Origin of the sequence: Lachnoclostridium sp. An138, assembly GCF_002160765.1 — a bacterium.
GTDB lineage: Bacteria > Bacillota > Clostridia > Lachnospirales > Lachnospiraceae > Laedolimicola > Laedolimicola faecalis.
The window spans coordinates 23,370-40,555 of record NZ_NFLF01000003.1; the positions used below are offsets into that span (position 1 = coordinate 23,370).

The window sequence follows — 17,186 nt, forward strand, 5'->3', positions numbered from 1 at the left end:
CCCGGAATACTCAATCAGCTATAACTAATGGAGAAAGAGAAGCAAATAAAATTTTGTTGAACGGTTTTATTAAACATTTATGATCAAAGAAACGCATTAAAAAGAGTATATGGGGAGAAAGTATGGTTCAAAAAGTGGAAAAAACAGTAAATTTGATATTTTATTTTGCAGGGTTAATAATGCTCTTTTTAATCGCGATGCATTTCCAGGGATATGTTGAAGAAGATATTACTAAGTGGGCTGTAATTTTGTTGATAATTTCAGTAATAATTAATCGCAGACTAGAGTTGGATTTAGAATTTATTGTTTTGTTATGCACAATGATTCTATACGGATTGATATTTAAATACTATTATTCAGGTACGGAATATTGGCAAAATTGGCACTTCAAAGATGCAGTTTGGCCGCCTGTTTTGATGTATTTATTATGCAGGCAGTTAAGCTGGAAACAGAAGCAGATAAAAATAGAAGGCTTACTACTGGCCGTTTGCTTTGGAACCTTTGTATATAGTATATTAAATCATATAGTGTATGTTCAGGATGGCTTTTTCCCAGGTGGGCGAAGCTGGAATGAATTTTGGACGCATTCTGCCCGCTATGCTACAGAGTTTAGTTATTGGGGTATCTTTATTGTAGGGTTATTGGGATATGGTTTGTATTGTTTTGCAGAAAAGAAATGGGTACAAGGCGGAGTGATATGTATTTTGATAGGCATAGAAAACTATATTCAAATTTTAGTAGATAACAGAATGGTTTTAATGGTTACCGTAGTTGTAGCTGCAGTTAGTGCGGTACTTTTTCTATATCTAAACAGACATGATCGAAAAAAGATAAAAATATTATGTATAGGAATAGTATTAGTTATTGCAGCCGCCCTGGTCATAATCATAGGTAATGTGGGTGGGGTGCGGGAATCAACATTTTTTATTCATTTTACCACCAGAGACGGTGGAATTCTCGGAAATGTTCGTTTCCAAATGATATGGGATGCTATTTGTAAGCTGCCTTCCCATTGGAAAGGTGGAGGAACGATGTATCCGGCAGGCCACAGCTGTGTGCATAATTATTGGCTTCAGGCAGCAAATGATACAGGAATCTTTACATTTATTTTATGGATGATTTTTAATATTTCTATGATTATTTCAGTGATTAAATGTGCGATAAATCCTAAAATCAATATACGGCTTAAATTCCTGGTAATACCATTGATGAGTGCAGTTGTAGCGTATCTGTCTATGGAAATTGGAGGGCAAGGTGCGAGTGAATATATTTTGTTCTATGTTATGATAGTAGCGATACTTCGGCAACTAGTAAAAAATGAGAATTAAGGTTGTAGGGATAGCTCGTGAGTTGATAAGGAGATGTCATGAAGAAGAAAGAACTTCTGTTTATTTATCCTTATATGATGATAGGAGGCAGTACGACAAGCCTGCTTTCTGTATTGAACAGTATAGATTATAATTGTTATAATGTGGACATTCTATTCTATGAAAAAACTGGAGAACTGATTGATTATTTGCCTTCACAAGTGAGAATTTTGCCTTTTGCCTGTAAGTATACAAGTACAAAAAAACTGTATTTACGTAAATTGTTTTCTCCTGTTAGCTGTGTAAATGCTGTTAAAGGCAGGATTTTGTCCAGAAGAGAAAATAATCCCTGGATTGCGGATCAGTTTGGATCTCGAGACAACGTAAGATACTGCGTTGCTCAGAAAAAGGAATATGATATTGCATTTTCATATTTAGAATTTTGGCCTATGTATTATCTCGCTGAAAAAGTAACTGCCAGACGTAAAATTGCCTGGATTCATACAGATTACGAAAAATTAGGGCTTTTGCGAAAATATGAAGATAAAACTTTAAAAAAACTGGACAAGATTGTACTCATTTCTAAGGAATGCAGAGATATATTTGATCGGTATTTTCCTAAATGGAAATATAAAACAGAGGTTGTCGAAAACTTTCCGTCAGTACAGATGATAAAAAAGCAGGCAGATGAGAAAACTGCATTTTCTGTAGCTAAAGGAAAGGTAAATCTCATCACGGTGTGTCGGATTGACTTTATGTCGAAAGGACTGGACAGAGCAGTTAATGTAATAGAAAATCTTGTCCAAAATGGATATGAATCGAAATTTCATTGGTATATAGTTGGACAAGGCTCTGATTATACAGCTTTAGAGCAGATGATAATTGAAAAAGATTTAAGCAGTACCATTACGCTGCTTGGAGCGAAAAATAATCCGTTTCCATATGAAAAAAAATGTGATATTTTTTTCTTGCCATCATATTTTGAAGGGAAACCTGTTTCAGTCACGGAAGCACAAATTTTAGGTTTGGTACCTGTTGTTACAAATTATTCTTCTGCAAAGGAACAGATAGTTAATGGTATAGACGGTTTGATAGTCAATAACAACGAAGAAGATATTCTGGCAGGGTTAAAATATTTAATAGAGCAGCCAAAGGAGTTGCAGAGATTAAAAGAAGGTCTTTTGAATAAAGAGTTACAATTTGTGGGAGAAAAGCAATTTCAGAAACTTTTAATTTGATATTGATACATTTATAGTAGGAAGCTAATAAAATGCCGTATTTTTCGATTATTATACCGGTATATAAAGTTCAGGACTATATCAGGGATTGTTTGTATAGCCTCAAAAGGCAAACATTTCAGGATTTTGAAGTCATTTTGGTTGATGATGGTTCACCAGATGAATGTCCTCGAATCTGTGATGATTTTGTGCGGGAAGATTCACGCTTCTCAGTAATTCATAAACTGAACGAGGGGCCTCAGATAGCACGTAAAACAGGAGTGAGTAAAGCGTCAGGGAACTATGTCGCTTTTATAGATTCTGATGACTGGATTGATGAGAACTGGCTCGAATATGCTTTTGAAAAGATAGAAAAGTACAAAAGCGATATACTTGCTTTTGGGTATAAACAGGAATTCCCTGAGAAAACAATTGAATATGGAAATAAAATTGAAGCAGGCATATATAATAAAGATAGACTTCGGGAAGAGGTTTATCCTAGAATGCTTTGCACCGGAGAGTTTTTTGAGTTTGGAATTTGGCCGTCAGTTTGGAGTAAGATATTTAAACGCGAATTGTTTAATGAGATAGTAGAGTTTGTGGATGAAGGACTGACTTTTGGTGAGGATGCTGCTTGTACTTATTTTTGTTTATATAATGCTGAGAGTGTTTGCATTTGTGATAAAGCATTTTATCATTATCGATATGTGCCAAATTCGCTGGCGCAAATGTATGATGCAGATTATTGGCAAAAGATAGAGCGGTTATTTAGGTTTTGGGATCAAAACAATGAGATAATTTGGGGAAAACAACTGGTTCAATACAAAATGTTTCTGCTTTTAATGGGTATAAACAAGGAGCTTCTATTTTTGAAAAATATTGCAGAGGCGCGTCGCAATGTGGAAGAGATATGCAGTCAAAACAGTTTTGCCAAAGTAATCTGTGAATTTGAATGTGATGATATAAAAGGAGCAGATAGATTTGTGGTAAATGCACTAAAAGATAAAGCATATGGAAAACTGCAACGACATTTTTTCTTTGAAAGATATAGAAAAACTATAAAAAATATAATAAAAGGTATGTACCGTGAAATCAGGAAAATATAAAGATAAATTAATAATTAGATTTAAAGGTGGTTTAGGAAATCAGATGTTTCAGTATGCAATGTATTGTAAACAGAAACATCTGGGTAAACAGGTTTGTGCTGATGTAAGTGCTTATACTGAGAGGGAAGGATGTATGCCGTTTGTATTGTGTGATGTCTTTCCTCAAATATCATTACAATTAGTGAAAGATGAAGAGGCCGCTTATTATTTAGCAGCTCAGAATAAAAAGAATATATTAGATAAAGTGATAGCTGCATTTTGGTGGCAGGAACGGGATTATACTTCGGAGAAGGAAAACGGGGTTTTTGATAAACGTGTATTTTCTCTGAAGAAAGGTTTTTTAGATGGATACTGGCAAACGGAAAAATATTTTTCTGATATACGAGAAGAATTGTTAAAAGACTTTCAATTCGAAGTTGCTGACAGCTCTCTTAAAAAATATGCTGATAAAATAAGAGATAATTCAGTTAGTGTACATGTTCGCAGAGGGGATTATCTTAATTTCCCTGATATTTATGGGGGAATTTGCGGCATGGATTACTATAAAAAAGCGATGGATTTTTTTTGTGAGAAAAATCCTGAAACAGTTTTTTATGTATTTTCGGATGATAAGGAATGGGTTCAAAAAGCATTTAGGGAGTATAATGCGGTTGTTGTGGAAAAAGATTTTTTTTCAGATTATGAGGATTGGTATGATATGTATTTAATGAGCCAATGCAATCATAATATAATAGCAAATAGCTCTTTTAGCTGGTGGGGAGCATGGCTGAATCAGAATAAAAATAAAAAAGTGATTTCTCCTGGAAAATGGTTTAATGGAGAAAAAACATCGGATATTTGGTGTCCAGAATGGATCAGAATGTAGCCGGAGGCTGTGGAGGAGAAAATGCCATATTTCAGTATCATTGTTCCGGTATATAATGCCCAAAATTTTATATGGCGTTGCGCTAAGAGTATTCAAAATCAGACTGTAAATGACTATGAAGTAATTTTTATAGACGATTCCTCATTAGATTCGTCTTCTGAGATATGTAAGGAAATTGCTTCAGAGGATAAGAGATTTAAATATATACGAAAAATACATGAGGGAGCATCTGCAGCAAGAAACTGTGGAATAGCAGAAGCGATGGGAAAGTATATCGTTTTTGTTGATGCGGATGATTATCTTACAGAGCTGTTTCTTGAAAAGTTGTCGGGTACGCTTTCATCAGGAGAAAGCCCTGAGCTTTGTTTTATGAATTGTCATTATGTTGACACAGGAAAAGAGATTCTCGAAAATGTGCTGTTTCAAATGCCAGAAGATTTAGATACATCTAGAAATATGTCAGGAAAGGAATTCCTTGACATTGTTACACACGGGACTAATCGTTTGCCGGGTTCTACATGGCTGATAGTGGCGGAACGAAACTTTCTGATAAAAAATGAGCTCCAATTTGACCCCAAATTAATCTGGAGTGAAGATAGTGATTTTATTTATCATGCTATGATTACTACAGATAAGATTAAATGTCATGGATATTGTGGGTATTATTATTATATGGTAAATGACTGTTCAATTTCAAAAACCTTTTCTTTGTCGAAAGCAATGGGAAGATTGGATGTTTACAGTAAATGGGCCGTATATTTTAATTCAGACAGCGAAGCACAAAAAAAATATTCTAAATCAGCACGCGAAAAAGTAGTTCAGCAAATGCTGTCTGAATACTGCGAAATTTTAAATATTTGCATAAATTTGAAGAATAAGCAAGAAAAAAAGTGTTTATATTCACGACTATACAAAGAACGTAAACTATGGAAACAGTGTCATAATTATAAGTATAAAGATTATATAAGATATGGTATTATCGCTGGAACAATATTGCAAAAAATTAAACGCCGGATAAAGTCTGTGGTGAAGCATAAAGATCGATGAGTATAAGAAGAGAGGAAAGAATGTCGGAATTTAACCAAAAATCCAGAAAGAGAAATGCCATGCTTTTATCAGGCATGGGAATGTTAAATCAGATTATATCCAATATAGCGGCATTTATATATCGAACAGTATTTATTTATTGGCTTTCGGTTGAATATTTAGGGATTAATGGGCTTTTCACCAATATTATTCAAATTTTTTCTCTGGCAGAACTGGGAATAGGGAGCGTTATAATATTCCGCCTTTATAAACCAATAAAAGAAGAGAATGTTTCTCAGACAGCTGCGCTCATGCACTTTTACAAGAGCTTTTACCAGTTAATGGCAATAATAATTATCATTGTAGGAGTAGCACTGGCTCCTTTTTTGCCATATATTATTCATGATACAAGTGAAATCCCTGATGATATTAATTTGTATGTTGTTTATGCTCTATATATTCTGCAGAGTGCAACCAGCTATATGTTTGCATATAGACAGGCTTTGCTTGACGCAGATCAGAAAGGATATATAAATACTGCAGTTCAAATGGTTTTTACCTGTCTGCGGTACGGAGTATCTATACTTGTCTTGTATCTTACACGAAACTATACTTTAGTTTTGATGATAGGGATCATTGTAAATCTTCTGGGAAATATTTGGATTTATATTTATGTAAGCCACACATATTCAGATATTTTTCATAATAAAACGAGATTAAGCAAAAACGAGATTTTGCAGATTTACAAAGATACAGGAGCAATGTTATGTCATAGAATAGGCTCTACAGTTGTTAACAGCACAGATAACATAATAATGTCAATGTATGTAGGAACTGTAGCTGTTGGATTATATTCTAATTACTATATGATTATTCAGATTATTCAAAATGTGATGAATAATTTGCTGGGAAGTTTTACGGCATCCATAGGTAATCATGCCCTGTCTGTAGAGAACAAAGAGCGGTACCAGTTATATAAGAAACTGCGGTTTGCCAATATGTGGATTAGCGTTTTTTGTACAAGCTCTTTGTATTTGCTCTTAAATCCATTTATAGAAGTTGTCTGGGGACAAGAGTTATTGTTTTCAACAGATATTGTATTTATATTATGTCTGAATTTTTTCCTATATTCCAGTAGAATCGTTAATGGTTCCTTTAGTAATGCTTCAGGGATGTTTGTATATGATAAAGCGCGGCCATTGATAGAGGCTGCTCTCAATTTGGTGATATCGATTATTTTAGCTCAGAAAATGGGGATTTCCGGAGTGTTTTTGGGGACTATAATAAGTTCTTTGTTTACGGTTTGGTGGAGAGAGCCCTATCTTTTATATAAAAAGGTGTTTGAAGAAAAAATACGGAATTATTTTGGTACATACATTCTGTGGATGGCGTTATTGGTGGTTATTACTATATGCTTGGATGGATGCTTTTCACAAATGCCGATTAATATATTATATTTGGTTGTTCGGTTTTTGATTTGTGGTATAGGAATTAATGCGGTTCTTGCATTGTTAATGTGTAGAAACCAATATTTTCAGTATTATGTACATTTGCTCCGTAAAATAATTGTAGAAAAATTTAAGCTATAGTAGGAATAAAATGATAGCATATTAATAAAAGAAAAAGAATGTAGAGAAACGGAAAAGTGAGGCAGCGTATGTTGCAAAGAATGAATATTCCTAAAAATATATTTAATAAAATCTATAATTTATTTTGGCTTCACTTTAAGCATGTGGTTTATGGGAAAAAACTGCGAATTGAAGGGCGTATTTTACTACAGGGTCGCGGAAAAATAGAAATAGGTGAGAATGTGACAATTTATTCCCATTATGCAATTAACCCGATAGGCGGGGACAGGACTGTTTTTCAGGTAATGAACGGAGCTGCTTTAAAGATAGGAAATCATGTGGCAATGTCACATGCGATCATCTCAGCTCATAATACAGTTATTATAGAAGATGAAGTTATGCTGGGAGCAGGATGTAAAATATTTGATACAGATTTTCATTCTTTGGATTATGAAGAACGAGTGCATGGACAAGATCAGGATGTCAACACGGCACCGGTAATAATCAAAAAAGGTGCTTTCATAGGAACACAGGCAATGATTTTAAAGGGTGTAATTATAGGAGAAAAAAGCATTGTTGGAGCTGGAGCTGTGGTTACGAAAAATATACCTGATGGAGAAGTATGGGCAGGTAATCCAGCAAGGTGTATAAAAAAGTTTCGTGATGTAGGGAGGCAGAATTGATGGAAAATATAATGAAACAAAGAAAACATGCATTGATAATAACAGCATATCAGGAAATTGATTATTTAGAAGAGCTTTGTAAAGCGTATTCGTCAAATTTTGTCTGTTATGTTCATGTTGATAAAAAATGTTCTCAGGCTCAGGAAGCTGTGGAAAAATTAAATCGATGGAACAATGTATTTGCTATATCACAATACCAAATTAATTGGGGAAGCTATAAGCATATCTTGGCGATTTTAGCATTACTTCAAAAGGCAGTTGAAGATGAAGTGCAGTTTTTTCATATAATAAGTGCTAATACTATACTAATTAAAAATCCCCAGAAACTGATAGATTTTTTCGAACAGAACCCTGAGAGTATATTTATGGAAGTTAAAAAAAATACAGGACAGTCATTTTATGAATTTGACTATAGGTACACAGCGTATTTTTTTCAGCATATATATAATTTAAGAGGACAAAATCATAAATTGTGGAAAAGGATAGAGGGATGGGGAGCAGCGCTTCAAAGGAAAATGAAGCTACGCACGGGAATTCGTATGGATTATAAAGGCTATATTTATTGTCACTTACCCCGACAGGTTGTTTTGTATGTACTAGATTATGTAAAGCAAAATCCACAGTATATAAAAGAGTTAAAATATTGTAGTATAGGAGAAGAGTTTTTCTTTCAGAATATTATAATGGGCTCAAGATATGCTTCAAAAGTGATAAATGATCCTCTTATTTATGATGAGTGGGGAGACAGAGGAAATCCTGCATTTTTAGATATGACAGATATAGATAAGCTATGCGATACAAATGCCTTTTTTGCAAGGAAGGTATCTAAAGAGCATAAAGAGGTTTTTGAAGTGTTGCGCAGAAAAGAAGGATTTTAAATAAAATGAAAATCATGTACGTAGATGCCAGTGTAGACGGTCATCACCTGATTTATCTGAATTATCTTTTGCAGGCAGTATCTGGTGACAGCTTTGCAGTGCTGCCGGAAGATACAGGCAAGGTAAAAGGCCGTGTACGCAAAGCAGGAACGGGCTCTATCCGTGGATTTGAGGAGTATGGACGCTGGATGAAGGAACTTCGCAGAATTGCCGCAGAAGAGAAACCGGACATCATTCATTTCCTGGATGGAGATACCATGATGCGGAATATGGGCCGTGGTCTTGCGCGATTTACAGATTCAGGAATGGTAATAACGTTTCACCATTTCTTTGAGGGAAAAGCAAGGGAAATCAGCATGAAAAGAATGCTGCGGTATGCAGACGCAGGCGTATTTCACACAGAAACTATCTGTGAAAGAGCGGAAGGCTTCGGCTGCAAAAATGTGAAGTGCGTGCCCTATCCCTGTTTTCTTGATCTGCCGCCGATGGAAAGCGGAGGGCACCGAAATGATCCGCCTGTGCTTCTGGCGCTGGGAGGAACCCGGCATGATAAAGGGCTTGATATCCTCCTGAAAGCTCTTAAGGATGTGAAAGCTCCTTTTCAACTTGTGATAGCAGGAAAACCGGAAGATTTCGATGAAGATTATATTGTCAGCCACACGGAGAAATACAGAGATAAAGTACGTTTATGCCTTCGTTTTTTAAGTGATGAGGAAGTAAAAGAGTTTCTTGTAGAATCAGATATTATCGTACTTCCCTATCGCAGAGAATTCGATGGAGCAAGCGGACCGATGTGTGAAGGCATTTATCTTGGAAAGACAATCATAGGCCCATCGCATGGAAGTCTGGGAAGCCAGCTTCAGAGTTCACACGCAGGTTATACGTTTGAGAGTGAGAATGTGGAACAGCTTGCGGCCTGTATAGAATATGCATTAACACATCCCTGCGTCTATGATGAAACAGCATATCAGATGCAGAAAGAGTTGAGTCCGGAGCTGTTTGCAGAACGGTATCTCCGGATATACCGGGAGGTAGTTCAAAAGAAAGGCTGAGTTTTCCGGTGTTTTCAAGAAGGGACTGCATATGGACAGAAAGCAGAATGTTTTGATTGTTCACAATTATTATAAAATTCCTGGCGGAGAAGATACCGTCGCAGCCAATGAAAAACGTCTTCTGGAAGAGCATGGACATCATGTGGCTTTTTACAGCCGCTCGAATCAGGAACTGGACACCCTGTCTTTCTGGAAAAAGCTGTTTCTGCCATTGTCATTTTTCTTTTCTCTTCGGACTTACCGGGATATAAAGCGCCTGATTCGTGAGGAAGAGATAGATATCGTTCATGTGCATAATACATTAAGCCTGATAAGTCCGTCAGTATATTATGCAGCTTCTGCCTGTAAAGTGCCGGTCGTACAGACGGTACATAACTTTCGCTTTTTATGCCCTGCGGCAACTTTTGTAAGGGAAGGAAAAATCTGTGAGGACTGTGTTCAAAAGGGACTTGGCTGTGCGGTGCGCCATAGCTGTTACCGTGGTTCGAAGGCGCAGACCTTAGTAAGCGCGGCAATTTTGAAGCTGAACAGAATGCTGGGAACATACAGACGGCTGTTTTATATCTGCCTGACCGACTTCAACAAAGAAAAACTGTTGCTGTTAAATCAGAACGGAAAGAGCAGGTGTGTGGTGAAAGAAGAGCGTATCTTTGTAAAGCCAAACTTTGTATGGGAGCCGGAGACAGGAACGGTGCAGAAAAAAGCACGGTATATTTATATTGGGCGTCTGGATATTCTGAAGGGTGTCCGTGTGCTGCTGGAAGCGTGGAAGGAAATTCCGGACATAGAACTTCTGATTTGCGGCAGCGGTCCTGAAAAGGAATGGATAGAGAAGTATATACAGGAAAACCGGATGAGCCAGGTGCGGATGATGGGGCTGCTTCCACATGAAGAGGTTCTGCAGCTGCTGGCAGAATCCCGGGGCCTGGTAATGCCTGCGCTCTGGTATGAAGGACAGCCGATGGTAATACTGGAGAGTTATGCGGCAGGAACGCCTGTTTTGGCCAGTGATCTGGGAAATGCAGGAGCTATGGTGGTCCCGGGAGAGACGGGAATCCGGTTCGCGCCGGGGGATGCAGAAGATCTGCGAAGAGCTGTGAGAGAAGCCTGGAAGATCGACTGCTGGCAGACGAAAGAAATATACGAGAAATTATATTCTCCGGAAGAGAATTACGAAATGCTGAAGTTAATATATGATCATGTGGGGGAACAGTATGAGTGCGATAGAGAGACGTGTTCTTGATTTTTTTGAAAAGAATATTATATGGTTCTTATATGGGTTTATTACTATAGCTGCTCTGGCAATACGATGGCAGTTTATTGAGTGGGAAAGCCCGGATTATATCTCTTATCTGGGACCATGGTTTGAGGAATTGAAAGAAGCCGGAGGAATCAGAGGATTAGGGCAAAGCATAGGAAATTACAATGTATTATATCTTTTCCTGATGGCACTGCTGACGTATATTCCCCTGGAGCCGATCACGCTAATTAAGAGTCTCTCTTTTCTGTTTGAGTTTTTTGGCGCTTTTTTGGCGGTGTTATTGTGCAGAGAGGATAAAAAGGGCTTAGCTAATATTACAAGTGTAATGATATACAGTGTACTTCTGGCGCTCCCGAATGTTTTTATTAATTCAGCCGTATGGGCGCAGTGTGATTTTTCATACACTGCTTTTGTGCTGCTGAGCGTCTGTTTCCTTCTTAAAGAGAAATTTTCTCTGGCAATGATTGCTTTTGGAATTGCCTTTTGTTTTAAACTACAGGCTATATTTTTTCTGCCGGTGCTTTTAGTGTATTATGTAGTAAAAAAGAAATTTTCAATCATTAATTTTCTCTGGTGGCCTGGAATGTGGCTTTTGACTTCTATCCCGGCTTTGCTGATGGGAAGAAGCTTTGATTCTATTTTGCGGATATATAAAGATCAGGTAACGCTTTATAATTGGCTGACATTAAGTTATCCAAATGTGTATTATTTTTTTCAAAAAACGGGAAGCGAGCCGGAAGCTTATGCAAATTTCTCGAAAATGGCAATAATATTGACGATGCTGATTTTGGCGGTGGGATGCACATATGCGGTGAAAAAAAGGTTTGTGGATAAACAGAAAGATCTGTTGTTGTTTTCCACATGGTGTTTGTTTACCTGTGTAATGTTTCTGCCGGCTATGCATGAGCGGTATGGATTTGCGGCTGAAATATTTGTGGTGTGCTATGCTTTTTCAGATAAACGAATGGGCAGTTTTGCCGCAGCTGTTCTTATGAATGGCGTAACAATTATCAATTATATAGGCATGATGTTTTGGACGATTCAGGTGCCCTATTACATTCTTACTGTCTGCAATTTGGCTGCGTACGTTTTATTAACCTATCTGCTTTTGAAACAGGGAATTCAGCGCAGCAATATCCTGACGGAGACAGTCCCGAACGAACTAAACGGAGTTCCCACATGAAAAAACTTGTAATCATCACAAACATCCCATCACCCTACCGTGTAGACTTCTTTTACTACCTGCAGGAAAATATCAGGGACTATGAAATTCACATCCTTTATGCCAGCAGGAACGAGGATAACCGCGCCTGGGAAATAGATGAAAGCAAAATGCGCAACAGTCATTTTCTGGATTCCTGGACCCTGAAAATCCCGCGGCGGTATGATACGAAATATATTCATATATCCAAAGGAGTGGCTGCGGTGTTGAAAAAGCTTCAGCCGGCGGCAGTAGTTGGTTCAGAGTATAATCCGACGATTTTGCAGGCGGTAAAATACTGCAGCCGTTACCATGTGCCTTATGTGAGCTGGACGGACGGAACACTTTATTCAGAGCGGAATATCAGCGGCCTGCAGAAAAAACTGAGACATTATGTGGTGAAGCATGCCGCATCGTATATCGGCAGCAGTACCAAATCAAGGGAAGCTCAGATTGCCTATGGCGCAGATCCGGCACGCTGTTTTGTCAGTTTCCTTACGGTAGATCTGGAGAAGTACAAGGTGAAGCCTGCCGGCAGAAAGCAGAACAGGCTGCTCTGCGTTGGAAGCCTGATTGAGAGAAAGGGAGTCGATCTTCTGTTCCGGGCGCTGGAAGGCATGGAAGTTCCGTTTACACTGGCGCTGGCAGGTTCCGGGCCGGAGGAAGAGCGGTTGAAGCGGCTGGCGGAAGAACTGCATATTTCAGATAAAGTGGAGTTCCTTGGCTATCTGCAGCTGGAGGAACTGCGTGAGCAGTATCAGAAGAGCGGCATTTTTGTACTGCCTACCAGAGAGGACTGCTTTGCGCTGGTAATTCTGGAGGCCATGTGTGCCGGCCTTCCGGTTGTATGTTCTCAGTATGCAGATGGCAGCAGCGATTTGATAGAAGAAGGAGTCAATGGATATATCACAGATCCTTATGATACGGTTCAGTTTCACAATTATCTGAAGAAGCTTCTTGAAAATCCAGCCAGATCGGAAAAAATGGGAAGAGCATCTCTTCAGCATCTTGAGAGGTTCCGCTTCAAGGAAGTAAGCAAGGGATTCATGGAGGCAGTGAGACTGGCGGAAGGCAGCCAGACAGAAAAGAAAGGATAACCGGAAATGTCCGAAAGACGACCATTCCCGACTTGCAGTATTCTGGGAGTAAATATTGCGGTCACCAATATGAAAAAAACGATAGGCTATCTGGACGCACATCTTGAGGATTTGTCTGGCTCTTACATCTGCATTTCAAACGTGCATACCACGGTGATGAGCCATGATGAGGAGGATTACCGGATGGTGCAGAATGGAGCGGCGATCGCTCTGCCGGACGGGAAACCCCTGTCTGTAGCCTGCCGGAAGCGGGGCTTTGCGGAAGCAGAACGTGTGACAGGGCCGGATTTGATGAGGGAGATTTTCCTTCTGTCGGCACGAAAGGGCTGGCGGCATTATTTTTACGGAAGTACGGAGGATACGCTTCAGCTGCTTCGCGCAGCACTGGAAAAGGCATATCCCGGAATTATAATAGCGGGCATGTACTCGCCGCCGTTTCGGCCGCTGACTGCGGAAGAGGACAGGCAGGATATCGACAGAATCAATCAGGCGAAGGCGGATTTTGTCTGGATCGGACTCGGAGCGCCCAAGCAGGAACGGTGGATGGCTGCGCATCAGGGAAAAGTGCGGGGGCTTATGATAGGTGTGGGAGCAGGCTTTGATTACCATGCGGGCACGCTGAAGCGTGCCCCGCTCTGGATGCAGAAATGCAGTCTGGAATGGCTGTACCGGCTGCTTCAGGACCCTGTGCGTCTGTTTAAACGGTATCTGGTGACGAACACAAAGTATCTGTGGCTGATAGGCCGGGAAAACCGAAATTACAGAAAAAAGACAACATAATAAAGGAGCGCGGTATGAAGATGTTTGAGCCAGTCCTTAAATGTCAGTTTTACTACCTGACAATTAAAGGCTGGCTCAAGTCATTACCGCGCTCCTTTTTTCATGATCACGACCCAGATTGTCATCAATAGAATCCGGATGTCGGAAGTCAGAGACCAGTTGTCAATATATTCCAGATCCAGTTTCAGAACTTCCCGGAAATCCGTGATATCACTTCTTCCGCTGACCTGCCAGAGGCCGGTCAGGCCAGGTTTGATGCTCAGACGGCGCCGGTAGTAGAGGTCGTACTGCCTGAATTCATCTATTGTGGGCGGACGTGTTCCAACAAGACTCATATTGCCGATGAGGATGTTGAAGAACTGAGGCAGCTCATCAAGACTGGTTTTGCGTAAGAATGCTCCCACCCGCGTCACGCGGGGATCATTTTCCACCTTGAACATGGGGCCTTCCATTTCGTTCTGCTCCATCAGTTCCTTTTTGTGTTCTTCAGCGTCGACGTACATGGAACGGAATTTATACAGGCGGAAATAGCGTCCGTTTTTGCCGACACGTTTCTGAGCAAAGAAAACGGGCCCCGGAGAATCCAGTTTGATGGCGAGCGCGATAAAGGGTGTAAGGACTGCCGTTATCAGGAGCCCCACGAGAGAACCAATGATATCAATAATACGTTTTATGAAAAGACGACGGTAGTCGAAGGTGCTGGCCTCATAGGAAAGCACGGTGAAACCTGCGAAGGATTCCGTTGTTTTATGGGCGATGACGTTGTTGAAGTAATCAATGTTTACATGAACCGTGATGCCCATGCTTTCAAAACGGATAATCAGTTCTTCGGTGTCACTCTTGGAAAAGTTGGGAAGATGGATGAAAACTTCGTCTATGACTTTTGTTTTCAGCTGCTCATAAAGGTCTTCCCGCCCGGCGACGACAGGGATTCCCTGAATCAATTCCTGATTGTCTGCCTGGTTCTGATCCAGAAGGGCTATGCCGGCTACTTCAAAGCTCCATTCGGGGGAGGCGGTCAGTTTGGCCAGAACCTGCCCGGCGGAATCGGAGGTGGTGATCAGGAACATCTTATCGCTTCCGGAGCTTTTCCGGTATATTCGTGTAAAAAACTGCTTCAGCAGCAGGTGTCCGATATAGGTCAGGACGATATTGTAAAGAAAGAAATAGACAAAAACAAGCCGGGAAAAATCATCTGCCAGCTTGGCTACATACAGGAAAAAGCTCAGGCAGAAGATCAGCACAAGGTTGTATTTGCAGACGGCAATGAGTTCTATATAGTATCCCCGTTTGAAAAAATTTATATTCCAGTCAAAAAGATAATAAGACAGCAGATGAAAGAACAAAATCCAGGCGATAGTTGTGATGTAGGTCCTGGAATAGGTGCTGTAACTGTGCTCTACACCTCTGGTAAGGACGGCGAGAGCAAAGGAGAGAAGAATACAAAAGCATTCTACTGCAAGTAGGGTATAATTTTGAATAAGCCGCTGTTTCTGACGGTTGTTTGACATGATTATTCTCCTGCTAAGAAAAATCCGGGTTCATATGGCGCAGTGCCTGTGTGCTGATTTCATTGCGCCGGCGTTATCCTAATCATAAAAGATTCAGCAGGGCTTGTCAAATTTTATATAGGCAATTTTGCCTACATTGTCCCTTGTCCCCGAACCGTATCTGGTCTATAATAGACGGATAAGACATCTGGTGTCTGTAAACGGATGCCAGGAGAGGAGTTTTATATGAACTGGTTAAAAGAACATGAGATAGATTCCTGGATATTAAAGAGCGCTTTTGTATTGATGCTGCTGTTTCCTGCTTTTTACAGTCCTTACACAGATGTATATCAGAGCGCCTATTACGCAGGGTTTTCCTGGGCTTATTTTATGCTGGTGCTCTATATGCTGCTGCAGCTTGTGTGGAACCGGAAGAAGCTGCTCCGTCTGTCGGCGGCGGGGGCCTTGTTTTTGGGAGGGCTTTTGCTTTATAATATCCTTTCCCTGTATTTTAACCATAAATACCTGGGATGGTACTGGGAGCAGATTAATAATACAGTGGCGTTCCTGTTCATGGGAGTGCTGCTGGGGGTTCAGGCAAGACTGGACGGAGGAAAACATGATAATATCCTGTTTCTGATGCGCTGTATTGTTATTTCAAACGTAGGCAGCATTATCTATTATCTGCTGGGATATACGAATCTTTTGATTTGCAACAATCAGTTTATTCTTTTTGAACTTCCGGATAATTTCTACGAGACAAGACATTACTGGATCTACAGCCATAAGAGTGAGTACGCGCTGATGCTGGTTGCTTTTCTGGCACTTTTTGTGGCCTATCGGAAGAAATTCAAAAACAGGGTGACTTTTGCATTAAGCGCGGCGGTGCTCCTGTTCTGTCTGTATCTGACCCATTCCTGGACCGGAATTGCAGGAGTATTCCTGATTATTGCAGGAGGGGTGATGGATCAGGTGAACTGGAAAGAGTTCCGGCCGAAAAAATGGCATTTTGCGGTTGGGGCTGTCTTTTTGGCTGCGGCTGCGGCAGTGGCCTGGGAGGTGCTGTCGGAGCGTAATCTTATGACGCTGGGCGACCGTGTGCCAATCTGGCAGGCAGTCTGGCAGACGATCCTGAAATACCCCCAGGGCTGGGGCATGCGCTTCGGTACATCTATGATCCAGGTATACGACTGGTTCATGGTCAACAACGCCCACAATGTCTTCCTCAACCAGATGCTTCGCTTCTCCATTCCGGTGGGTATCTGCTTCACCCTTCTCTTCCTGGGCATCGTTATTTATACCCTGGTGAAGGGCAGAAGCTTCCTGCTGGCGGGTGCCTGGCTGGCGCTCCTGATTCTGCTTGACATGGACTATTCCATGATGAGTCTGCAGATGGGGCTGCTGTTCCTGATTATCTATTTGATTATGCGGAAGGGACAGGAGCGGAGAGTACAGGGGGGATGACAACAGCGGTCATCCCCTTTTCCGTTGCCTTTTATCCCGGTTTTGCCATGCTTTCCTTCCGGTAAAAGGCGGCTCCGTTTTTTATGACGTTCTGACAGCTCTCCTGCCGGCCATCATAATGTGGATAAAAAATCCCCGCAGGGGCAGTATATCAATATATTGGGAGCGTATTAATACACATTAAAATAGGA

At 40.3% G+C, this 17,186-nt stretch carries 15 protein-coding genes; 14 read left to right on the forward strand and 1 reads right to left on the reverse strand.

What is annotated here, in order from left to right:
* The first annotated feature begins 122 nt into the window (after positions 1–122).
* The 13 genes from B5E82_RS03255 (at position 123) to B5E82_RS03315 (ending at position 14,041) form a co-directional block, all read left to right on the forward strand.
* A complete protein-coding gene (locus B5E82_RS03255; protein ID WP_087305964.1) occupies positions 123–1,328 on the forward strand; it encodes a hypothetical protein in 1,206 nt (401 codons plus the stop codon).
* 38 nt (positions 1,329–1,366) lie between these two features.
* Positions 1,367–2,545 (forward strand): glycosyltransferase, encoded by a 1,179-nt coding sequence (locus tag B5E82_RS03260; protein WP_087305965.1) that lies wholly within the window; start codon positions 1,367–1,369, stop codon positions 2,543–2,545.
* A gap of 32 nt (positions 2,546–2,577) precedes the next feature.
* Positions 2,578–3,630 (forward strand): glycosyltransferase family 2 protein, encoded by a 1,053-nt coding sequence (locus tag B5E82_RS03265; RefSeq protein ID WP_087305966.1) that lies wholly within the window; start codon positions 2,578–2,580, stop codon positions 3,628–3,630.
* The gene (locus B5E82_RS03270) at positions 3,611–4,495 is read left to right on the forward strand and encodes an alpha-1,2-fucosyltransferase (protein WP_140393075.1); all 885 of its coding nucleotides are present in this window, start codon (positions 3,611–3,613) and stop codon (positions 4,493–4,495) included. The genes B5E82_RS03265 and B5E82_RS03270 overlap by 20 nt, the downstream gene beginning before the upstream one ends.
* A 21-nt stretch (positions 4,496–4,516) precedes the next feature.
* Positions 4,517–5,542, forward strand: a complete 1,026-nt coding sequence (locus B5E82_RS03275) for a glycosyltransferase family 2 protein (protein WP_087305968.1) — start codon at positions 4,517–4,519, stop codon at positions 5,540–5,542.
* A gap of 20 nt (positions 5,543–5,562) precedes the next feature.
* Positions 5,563–7,110 (forward strand): lipopolysaccharide biosynthesis protein, encoded by a 1,548-nt coding sequence (locus B5E82_RS03280; RefSeq protein WP_162610692.1) that lies wholly within the window; start codon positions 5,563–5,565, stop codon positions 7,108–7,110.
* A 68-nt stretch (positions 7,111–7,178) separates the two neighbouring features.
* On the forward strand, positions 7,179–7,772 hold the full coding sequence (locus B5E82_RS03285) for an acyltransferase (protein ID WP_087305970.1): 594 nt from the start codon (positions 7,179–7,181) through the stop codon (positions 7,770–7,772).
* A complete protein-coding gene (locus B5E82_RS03290) occupies positions 7,772–8,650 on the forward strand; it encodes a beta-1,6-N-acetylglucosaminyltransferase (protein WP_087305971.1) in 879 nt (292 codons plus the stop codon). The genes B5E82_RS03285 and B5E82_RS03290 overlap by 1 nt, the downstream gene beginning before the upstream one ends.
* Before the next feature lie 5 nt (positions 8,651–8,655).
* Positions 8,656–9,702 carry a glycosyltransferase family 4 protein gene (locus B5E82_RS03295; protein ID WP_087305972.1) on the forward strand — a complete coding sequence of 349 codons (1,047 nt, stop codon included), beginning with the start codon at positions 8,656–8,658 and terminating at the stop codon, positions 9,700–9,702.
* A 31-nt stretch (positions 9,703–9,733) separates the two neighbouring features.
* Positions 9,734–10,945, forward strand: a complete 1,212-nt coding sequence (locus B5E82_RS03300) for a glycosyltransferase (RefSeq protein WP_087305973.1) — start codon at positions 9,734–9,736, stop codon at positions 10,943–10,945.
* A complete protein-coding gene (locus B5E82_RS03305) occupies positions 10,917–12,146 on the forward strand; it encodes a glycosyltransferase 87 family protein (protein ID WP_087305974.1) in 1,230 nt (409 codons plus the stop codon). Before B5E82_RS03300 ends, B5E82_RS03305 begins: the two co-directional genes overlap by 29 nt.
* Positions 12,143–13,261: a glycosyltransferase gene (locus tag B5E82_RS03310; RefSeq protein ID WP_087305975.1), complete on the forward strand. Its 1,119-nt coding sequence runs from the start codon at positions 12,143–12,145 to the stop codon at positions 13,259–13,261. Before B5E82_RS03305 ends, B5E82_RS03310 begins: the two co-directional genes overlap by 4 nt.
* A 6-nt stretch (positions 13,262–13,267) precedes the next feature.
* A complete protein-coding gene (locus tag B5E82_RS03315; protein WP_087305976.1) occupies positions 13,268–14,041 on the forward strand; it encodes a WecB/TagA/CpsF family glycosyltransferase in 774 nt (257 codons plus the stop codon).
* Positions 14,042–14,124: 83 nt separating this feature from the next.
* Here the strand turns inward: B5E82_RS03315 and B5E82_RS03320 are convergent, their stop codons facing one another.
* On the reverse strand, positions 14,125–15,552 hold the full coding sequence (locus B5E82_RS03320) for a sugar transferase (RefSeq protein WP_087305977.1): 1,428 nt from the start codon (positions 15,550–15,552) through the stop codon (positions 14,125–14,127).
* Between the two features lie 225 nt (positions 15,553–15,777).
* Between B5E82_RS03320 and B5E82_RS03325 the strand changes: the two genes are divergently transcribed.
* Positions 15,778–16,995: an O-antigen ligase family protein gene (locus B5E82_RS03325; RefSeq protein WP_087305978.1), complete on the forward strand. Its 1,218-nt coding sequence runs from the start codon at positions 15,778–15,780 to the stop codon at positions 16,993–16,995.
* Positions 16,996–17,186: the final 191 nt, after the last annotated feature.